At 31.6% G+C, this 9,554-nt stretch carries 6 protein-coding genes; 2 read left to right on the top strand and 4 right to left on the bottom strand.

The annotated features are described in order from the left end of the window. A partial coding sequence (locus tag FIA58_RS20980) for a fibronectin type III domain-containing protein (RefSeq protein ID WP_208022843.1) occupies positions 1–3,187 on the bottom strand: 3,187 nt, incomplete at its 3' end. A gap of 154 nt (positions 3,188–3,341) precedes the next feature. Further along, complete coding sequence (locus tag FIA58_RS20975; RefSeq protein ID WP_140964656.1) at positions 3,342–5,972, bottom strand: valine--tRNA ligase; 2,631 nt, start codon at positions 5,970–5,972, stop codon at positions 3,342–3,344. A 290-nt stretch (positions 5,973–6,262) separates the two neighbouring features. Between FIA58_RS20975 and FIA58_RS20970 the strand changes: the two genes are divergently transcribed. Beyond that, positions 6,263–6,646, top strand: coding sequence for a DUF1573 domain-containing protein (locus FIA58_RS20970; RefSeq protein ID WP_140964657.1), 384 nt, complete (start codon positions 6,263–6,265; stop codon positions 6,644–6,646). Positions 6,647–6,684: 38 nt separating this feature from the next. Here FIA58_RS20970 and FIA58_RS20965 read toward each other — a convergent pair whose 3' ends face one another. Next, on the bottom strand, positions 6,685–8,022 hold the full coding sequence (locus FIA58_RS20965) for a PDZ domain-containing protein (protein ID WP_140964655.1): 1,338 nt from the start codon (positions 8,020–8,022) through the stop codon (positions 6,685–6,687). A gap of 144 nt (positions 8,023–8,166) precedes the next feature. On the opposite strand from FIA58_RS20965, the gene FIA58_RS20960 reads away from it, so the two are divergent. Beyond that, positions 8,167–9,366 (top strand): pyridoxal phosphate-dependent aminotransferase, encoded by a 1,200-nt coding sequence (locus tag FIA58_RS20960; RefSeq protein ID WP_140964654.1) that lies wholly within the window; start codon positions 8,167–8,169, stop codon positions 9,364–9,366. A 77-nt stretch (positions 9,367–9,443) separates the two neighbouring features. Here the strand turns inward: FIA58_RS20960 and FIA58_RS20955 are convergent. Beyond that, positions 9,444–9,554: T9SS type B sorting domain-containing protein (locus FIA58_RS20955; protein WP_140962629.1), on the bottom strand; the 111-nt coding region annotated here is incomplete at its 5' end.

The raw sequence follows: 9,554 nt of genomic DNA, 5'->3' as shown, positions 1-9,554 counted from the left end.
TACCTGATCCACAATCTGTTCTAACATGAAAATAATAAGTTGTTGAAGAAGTTAGACCAGTAGCGTTATATGTTTCTGTTGTTAGGGCTGTTCCAGAACCTACTGGATCAGATGCATTGGTATCTAATACATATTCATAACTACCAGATGAAGCAGACCATGTGATATCTCCTGAAGTATCAGTTAGATTTGATACAGCTAAGCCAAATGGATCCTGACATGCAGGAGTTACATTAATAGATATATCATCTAATGAAATATACCATGGGCTAAAATTCATATACCCTTTTATACCTACATAATAAGTTCCAGAACTTGCAGGTGTAAATGAACCAATTATTTGTTGGTAATTCCCATTAACAATTCCAGTAGCAGGAACAATTGAATTTGTCATACCTGCTGCAGTAGCTACTGTACCATAACTTACGGTAATATTTGAATTTGTAGCAGTAGAGCCATCTTGACGTGCATAAAAATCAATAGTATAACTAGTTCCACCAACTAAGTCAATTGGAATAAATAACCAATCATCATTGCCATATTGTAAATAAGCATTCCACGAACCAGTTCTAGGAGTTCTATTGTAAGTAGTAAGAGTTGAATTTGCAGTCCAAACTTGTGTTGCTGTAACAGATTCTTGATACAAACACCCTCCAACAGCTACATCTTGTGTGTATCCAGACTCAAAGCCTTCAAAATAAGGGATTGTATATGGGTTACATAATGTTGTAAAACTATAAGGTCCTGACCAAGTACCTAGTCCATTAGTTGTACAATCAGCCTGAACATAATATTGGTAAGTAGTATTAGCAGTAAGAGAAGTCAAATTATAAGGATTTGTAACCCCTATAGATTGAGTACCTGAACCTAGAGTAAATCCTGTAATTCCATATTCTATATTCCAAGATGTCTCAGAACCTATTGAGTTCCATGATAAATCTGCTGTTGTTGAAGTTATATTAGAGGCCATTAACGCTAATGGTGACTCACATTGAGGAGTTTCTTCAATAGTTACATCATCAATTGCTATGTCATCATAAAAACTAGTAGATTCAATAATAATAAATCTTACTTTTATATTTCCTGTAATAGTTAAAGAACTTAAATCTATTATTTTCTTTTCCCAACCACCAACAGTATTAGTATTGTAAGTAGCAACCGAATTCCAAGCAGCACCGTCCCAAACTTCAACATTTAATGTTGAGTTAGGATTAGCCCCCTCATTATTACTTAGTTCATAAAAAGTAAGTCTAGGAGTTGTTAATGTAGAAACATCAATAAAAGGAGAAGTTAAAGTAGCATCAGAAGTATCTGGTGTTGAATCATCAATCCATGCAAAATATCCATTAGAGTTTGTTGTCCCGTTTATTGTCCCGTTGTTTCCTATATGATTTCCAGAGCCTGAATTTGAAAATATCCAATTTTCAGAACCACTCATATCCCAACAAAGAGGTATAGAACCAGCATTACCAAATCCTTCCGTAAAAGGAGCTGAATATGTTGCACATTCAGTTGTAAAGCTAACAGGACCAAACCAAGTACTCTGTTCTACAACACTACAATAAGACCTTATGTAAACTTCATAATTTGTATTTGCTGTCAAACCAGAAATAGCTCCTTCCCATGGTTGTAAATCAATTGATGTACCAGATCCTACTGGTGTACCTGTACCTGCAGGCTGAACAACATATTCCCAATCAAAAGCTGAACCATTTTCAGTCCAATCTATATCTATAGTTGTATCTGTAATATTGTAAACTGTTAAATTTGTTGGAGGCAAACATGCCGGTGCTTCATCAAAAGAAATATCATCTAAAGAAATATCTCCATTCACTCCATTTCCACGAATTGCTCTGAATCTTGCTTGTATTGTTCCTGTATAAGCAGAAAGGCTAACAATTCTTTGAACCCAAGGGTCACTAATTGCTGTTTGTTGTTGACCAATAATTACATCTACGTCATTAACCCAAACTGATCCATCAAAAATATCGATATGTAATTCTCCCATTGTGTTACCAAACATATGGTAATAAAATTGTAATGAAGCATTCGTTAAAGAAGACACATTCACTAAAGGAGAATATAATTCTGCTACTTCAGCCACAGCACCACTACTTGCTTCCACATAGTAATACTTTGCACCACTATTAGCACCCGTTGGTCCTGTATTAGGAGTTGTAGGCGTTCCACCTCCTCCATCAACATTCCATCTATAAGATGCAGTCGTATTGGCTGGAATAGAAGACCAACAATCAAGAATTATTGAGTTAGTTGTTAAACCAGCTGTTTCAACATCATAAGTCCAAGGAGCTGTAAATGCATTACATAAAGTCAAAACATTCAAAGGACCACTCCATGAACTTTGTTCAGACACACTACAATAAGCTCTTACCCAAATTTCATAATTAGTATTTGGCAACAATGCTGAAATTGTTAAAGGATTATTAGTTGTTGTAGTACCAGCACCAGTCGGCATACCCGTTCCTAGTGGTTGAATCACATATTCCCAATCCGTTTCAGAACCAGCGGCTGTCCAACCCACAGCAACAGAAGAAGATGTTATATTACTAGCTACTAAAGCTGTTGGCTGTGGACATGCTTGCACAATTCCGTTAAAAATAACATTTGGGTAAAATGAAGCAAGAGTACCAGCGGGTGGATTTGCTGGATCTGGATTAGTTGAATCACTTCTATACCATATACTTCTACCTGTAGTAGAGTCCGTATTATAAAAATCATCTGCACTACTATCGTAACCCGCAAAATTTTCATCTACAGCTACAATTAAATTATCAGTACCATTATAAGTAAATGGCGTATCAAAAGTAATACTTACCCAACCTGCTCCTGAAACTGGAATAGTTCCAGTATAAACGGCATTCAGTGATGCTAATGGCTCCCAATCTGCTGTGTTGGCAAATGCAGTTTTTGTTGAGTGCCCTAAATAAATTGTTAAATTTTGATTATTGGGTAAAAGTGAAGTGCCACTAAAATACCATTGCAGTCCCGTAATATTACCAGATGCATTTATTTCAGCAGAGGTGTATATACTCTGAGAATAAGTATATCCATAAAATGGATCAAATGGCAATTGTTGTAGTTCATTATTACCATTCCCTATAGGTACTTGACTAAAGCTTATTAAGGAAAAAAAGAATAATAATAGACTTAGCGTAATTTTTTTCATAATATATTAATAATTTGTTAAGTTATTGCTAATATAATTAAAAAATTGTTACTAATACTTTGTCGTGTAAAAAATATCGACAAAATACACAAATTACAGATTAAACAAAAAGCCTTACTGTACAGTAAGGCTTTGTAAATAAATGTTTATCATATTATTTCAAACTAGCTAGACTTTGCTCAATAGTAGCAATTTTAGCTAAAGCATCCGCTTCTTTGTTTCTCTCATTTGCAATAACTTGTTCTGGTGCACCAGTAACAAATTTTTCATTATTCAATTTTCCTTGAACAGATTTTAAGAAGCCTTGTGTGTATTTTAATTCGGCTTCTAGTTTTTCAATTTCAGCAGCTACGTCAATATTTCCGGCAATCGGAATAAAGTATTCGTTAGATTTTACTCTGTAAGTTAATGTTCCTTCAACCGCTTCTGTTACATATTCTAAACTTTCAATATTTCCTAATTTCAGAATTACTGCATCAAACTTTGTAGAAGTATTTTCATTATTGATCACTTTTAAATCGATAACATCTTTAAAAGCAATGTTTTTCTCTTTACGAATGGTTCTAATTCCAGAAATAACTTCAGTTGCAAAATCAAATTCCATAATTAAATCAGCATTTGTATTTTTCATAGTTGGCCATTTTGAAATAATCAAAGCTTCTTCTGAAGTTCTTTCTGCAATGTATTGCCAAATTTCTTCTGTTAAGAAAGGCATGAATGGATGCAATAATTTCAAGTTAGCTTCTAATAATTCAATGGCTTTATCAAACGTTGTTTTATCAATTGGTTGTTGATAAGCTGGTTTAATAATTTCCAAGAACCATGAACAGAAATCGTCCCAAACCAATTTATAAATGCTCATTAAAGCGTCAGACAATCTATATTTTTCAAAATTATCTTCAATTTCAGCCAATGTTTGTTGCAATTTCGCTTCATACCAATCAATAGCGATTTTTGATGCTTCTGGCTGCACAATATCAGCTACTTCCCAACCTTTAATTAATCGGAATGCATTCCAAATTTTATTTGCGAAAGCTTTACCATTATTACATAATTCTTCATCAAACATAATGTCGTTTCCTGCTGAAGCACTTAATAATAGTCCTACTCTAACTCCATCTGCGCCAAATTTTTCGATTAATTCTAATGGATCAGGAGAATTACCAAGTGATTTTGACATCTTACGACGTTGTTTATCCCTAACTAAACCTGTTAAGTATACGTTGTTAAATGGTTTTTTACCAGTGTATTCATATCCTGCAATAATCATACGAGCTACCCAGAAAAACAAAATATCTGGACCAGTTACTAAATCATTTGTTGGATAATAGTATTTAAAATCTTCACTTTCTGGATCTAAAATTCCACCAAAAACAGCCATTGGCCATAACCATGATGAAAACCAAGTATCTAATGCATCAGCATCTTGAGTTAAATCTGCAATTGTTAAAGAAGTATTTCCTGTTCTTTCTTTAGCTAATTTTAAAGCTTCATTACTATTTTCTGCAACTACGAAATCTTCTTTTCCATCACCATAAAAATAAGCTGGAATTTGTTGTCCCCACCACAATTGACGAGAAATGTTCCAATCTCTAATATTTTCTAACCAATGACGATACGTATTATTGAATTTACTTGGATATAATTTGATTTCTTCATCTTCTAAAACTGCTTTAATGGCTGGTTTTACTAACTCTTCCATTTTTAAGAACCATTGATCTGATAATCTTGGTTCAATAACTGCTTTAGTTCTCTCTGAAGTTCCTACTTTATTCATGTGAATTTCCGTTTTCACTAAAACTCCAATTTCTTCTAATTCTTTAGCAACATTTTCACGTGCTACAAAACGATCTTGACCTACAAATTGCAACCCAAAACTGTTTAAAGAAGCATCTTCATTAAAAATATCGATAATTTCTAAGTTATGTTTGTTTCCAAGTTCTTTATCGTTAACATCATGAGCTGGTGTTACTTTTAAACAACCAGTTCCAAATTCGATGTCCACATATTCATCTTCTATAATAGGAATAACTCTGTTACAAATAGGAACAATGGCTTTTTTACCTTTTAAATGGGTAAAACGTTCATCATTTGGATTAATACAAATAGCAGTATCTCCAAAAATTGTTTCTGGACGAGTTGTTGCAATGGTTAAAACATCGTTTGTCCCTTCAACTTTATAATTGATGTAGTATAATTTACCTTGACGTTCTTCGTGAATTACTTCTTCGTCAGACAAAGTCGTTTTTGCTTCAGGATCCCAATTTACCATTCGGTAACCACGATAAATCATTCCTTTATTATATAAGTCCACGAAAGATTTGATTACAGAAGCTGACATATCTTCATCCATAGTAAATTTAGTTCTGTCCCAATCGCAAGAACATCCTAATTGTTTTAATTGCTCAAGAATTGTTCCTCCGTATTTGTCAGTCCAATCGTAAGCATGTTTTAAGAATTCTTCACGCGTTAAATCGGCTTTATTAATTCCTTCTGATTTTAGTTTGGCAACTACTTTTGCTTCTGTTGCAATTGAAGCATGATCTGTTCCAGGAACCCAACAAGCATTGAATCCTTTTAAACGAGCACGACGAATTAAAACATCCTGAATGGTATTGTTCAACATGTGTCCCATATGCAAGACTCCTGTCACGTTTGGCGGAGGAATTACAATTGTATAAGGAGTTCTGTTGTCTGGTTTTGAATGAAAATACTTATTTTTCATCCAGTAATCATACCATTTTTGTTCTACGTCTTTTGGATTAAACTGTGCTGGAATTGACATTATTATATTAATTTAATTCGTGTTTATTATTTTTAAATTCACAAAAACAAAAGTAGAAACCTTAATAGCCCTGATAGTAGCTGGCTACCTTGTAGCGCGAATAGCAGGATTATGGATTCCAAAAAAACACAAACCTTTCGCTTCAAATAAATTTAAATTATAGTTTGGTATCGTTTTTGCATATTACAGTTTGCAAAAGTAATGATATAACCTAAAATAAAAAAAGGTATTTTAATTTGTTGTTTGCAATAAAACATTTATTTTTACATAAATCATTAATATTAAATATGATGAAAAAATTATTTGGATTTTTAGCGTTTTTATTAATAAATTTATTTTCATATGGACAAGATGGTCCTAAAATTGAATTTAAACAAGAAACTATTAATTATGGTGATGTAGTAAAAGGCAAAGATGACGGCATACGTGTTTTTGAGTTTACTAACACAGGCAATGCTCCATTAATTATTACTGACGTAAAATCGAGTTGTGGTTGTACTGTTCCTACTAAACCCAACCAACCTATTATGCCAGGAAAATCGGATAAAATTACAGTGAAGTACAATATGAACCCTGGACCTATTAGCAAAACCATTACTGTAGAAAGTAATGCAATAAATAAATTAAATGGAGTTGTACCGCTAAGGATAAAAGGAACAGTTATTGTGGAATAACTTTAATAAAAAAGTTCCACTTTAGTGGGACTTTTTTATTAAAGAATTTTCTGAAGCCTAAATTTAAAATCCATTTTTATACCATCTCTTTCTATCTCAATTTTAATTATTTTCCCTTCTTCAGATTGAAACAAATCTGTTATTTTTTGTATTGTAAAATCAAAAGATCTTTTACCATTTATAGAGATAATCCTATCTCCCACTTTTAGACCAACTAAATCTGCTGGAGAATTTTTTCTAATAGCATATATATCGAATACTGGTTTCAATTCAATTTTATAATTAAATTTCATAGAGTTATCTAATACTATAACTTTGTTATTTGTTGCACTAGGGTTGTTTAAATATGTACTTTCTCTATTTCCATAATTAACTTTTTCAGAAACCCAAGTCGAACCTGAGTGTTGAACTTCAATACCCGACATATTATAATTAAAAGGTTCCTTAAAAAGCTTATTCTTTTTAAAATAAACTTTTTTATTATTGTAATCTAAAAACCAATTAAATCTTTTCAATATCCCTCCTCCGAGAGACCCATCCCTTCCTCTTACTATATCTAGTTGACTAAATGATAAACTATCAGGATAAGAAACCAAGGCTTCTTTCAAAACAAATCCATTTAAATTTAAAATTCCTACTCTTGATTTTTTACCTCTTATATCGCCTCCTAAACCTCTTCCAAGTACGTCTTCAATGAATTTTCTAGAACACTTTACACTATCATTTTCAAAAAGCCACAAACCATCGCCAAGCCCAGTATCTATTAATAATTTAAAGTCTATTTCACCCTCTCCATTCAAATTAGATTGAACCTCTAAATAAGGTTTATCTTTAATAATCTCAATGTCTTTTGCTGTATGTTTTTTTCCTTTCTTCAAAAGAATTTTTTCAGTATTTCTATGTAGAATAATTTTCTTCCTTTGATAATTAATTTCAACTAAAAAATCTTTAAAAAAACTGGCTCCAACAATTCCATTAATTGGAACACCTAATTTATTAACTAAATTAATATTTTGATCCGTAATTAGTAAAATTTGAAATTTTTCATCAATATAATCTTTGATTCTAAAATTATTATTATTGGATACTAAAGCTTCTAAAGTTTCTCCATTTCCTAATCCATTTACTTTTACTCTTCTTGTTTCATAAAACGAAATGGTATCATTTTCAGGAAAACTAAATAAAAGACTTTTATCAGATCCCGTATCTAATAGCATATTTAATTTTACTTCATTAATTTCCACCTCTACAATGATTAAATTTTGAGTAAGTTCAAATGGAATTATAATTTTATCTTTTTTTGATGTCCATTTAGATTGACAATATAAATTAATCGAAATAAATAACAGTAATAGGCTAAGTATTTTTTTTTGCATAGAAAAAATTTTAGTTAATAGAAAAGGTTTTAATTAAATGTAGGAAATTATTTTATATAATGATAATATTTAACATTTTAAAAAATAAAAGATTAATAAAATTTGACAAAAAAATTGCAATTTTGCAAATCAAAATTAAAAATTATGCCAAAAATATCACAGAAAGGCTTACAAATGCCTGAATCTCCAATTCGTAAACTAGTTCCTTATGCTGAAGTTGCAAAGAAAAAGGGTCATAATGTTTATCATTTAAATATTGGTCAACCAGATATTAAAACTCCTAAAGTTGCACTTGATGCTGTAAAAAATGCAAATATAGAAGTTTTAGAATATAGTCATTCAGCTGGTTTTGATAGCTATAGAGAAAAACTCGCTAATTATTATAAAAAGCAAAGTTTACCCATTGATAAACAAGACATTATAATAACAACTGGAGGTTCTGAAGCTTTACTTTTTGCTCTTGGCAGCACTATGGATTCAGATGATGAAGTAATTATACCTGAACCATTTTATGCAAATTATAATGGTTTTGCAGTAGCTTCGGGTGTTAAAGTAGCTCCTGTAATTTCAAGCATAGAAACTGGCTTTGCTTTACCTCCAATTGAAGAGTTTGAAAAACTAATTACTTCTAAAACAAAGGCTATTTTAATTTGTAATCCTGGAAACCCAACTGGATATTTATATTCTGAAGAAGAGATTAATCAATTAGCTGCAATTGTTAAAAAACATGACTTATTTTTAATTGCTGATGAAGTTTACAGAGAGTTTACTTATGACGGCTATAAGCATTATTCTATAATGACTATACCTGGATTAGAAAATAATGCCATTATGATTGATTCAGTATCAAAAAGATTCAGTATGTGTGGTGCTAGAATTGGCTGTATTGTTTCTAAAAACTCTGAAGTCATGTCAACAGCAATGAAATTTGCTCAAGCAAGACTAAGTCCTCCAACCTATGCACAAATTGCAAGTGAAGCGGCTCTAGAAACACCTCAAAGTTACTTTGATGAAGTTATATCAGAATACAAGGAGAGAAGAGATATCCTAGTTAATGAATTAAATAAAATAGATGGTGTAAAAGTTGCTATTCCTAAAGGAGCTTTTTATTGCATTGCAAAACTTCCAATAGATAATGCTAATGATTTTGCTCAATGGTTACTAGAAAAATATGACTTAAATGGTGAAACTGTTATGGTTGCTCCAGCTGCAGGTTTCTATTCTTCACCAAATGTAGGTTTAGACGAAGTTAGAATTGCTTATGTTTTAAAAAAAGAAGATTTAATCAAGTCTGTCCAAATTCTTAAAGAAGCCCTATCAGCTTACAAAAATAAATCTATTTAATTTCCTAAAAACTCATTTATAAAATATTAATAAAAAAATAGCCTCACAAAACGTGAGGCTATTTTTATGTTTATCATTTATCGTTTTAATGAAAAATGTGCTTTAAATACTTTACTTTGTTGGTTTTCTTGATATTCTACAGTAAACCAGTAATCTGTGGATGGTAGTTGCTTTGAATTAAAGGTTCC

It is taken from the genome of Flavobacterium jejuense, assembly GCF_006491595.2.
GTDB classification, from domain to species: domain Bacteria; phylum Bacteroidota; class Bacteroidia; order Flavobacteriales; family Flavobacteriaceae; genus Flavobacterium; species Flavobacterium jejuense.
The sequence above is the reverse complement of the archived record's forward strand: the minus strand, read 5'-3'. Positions and strand labels throughout refer to the sequence as shown.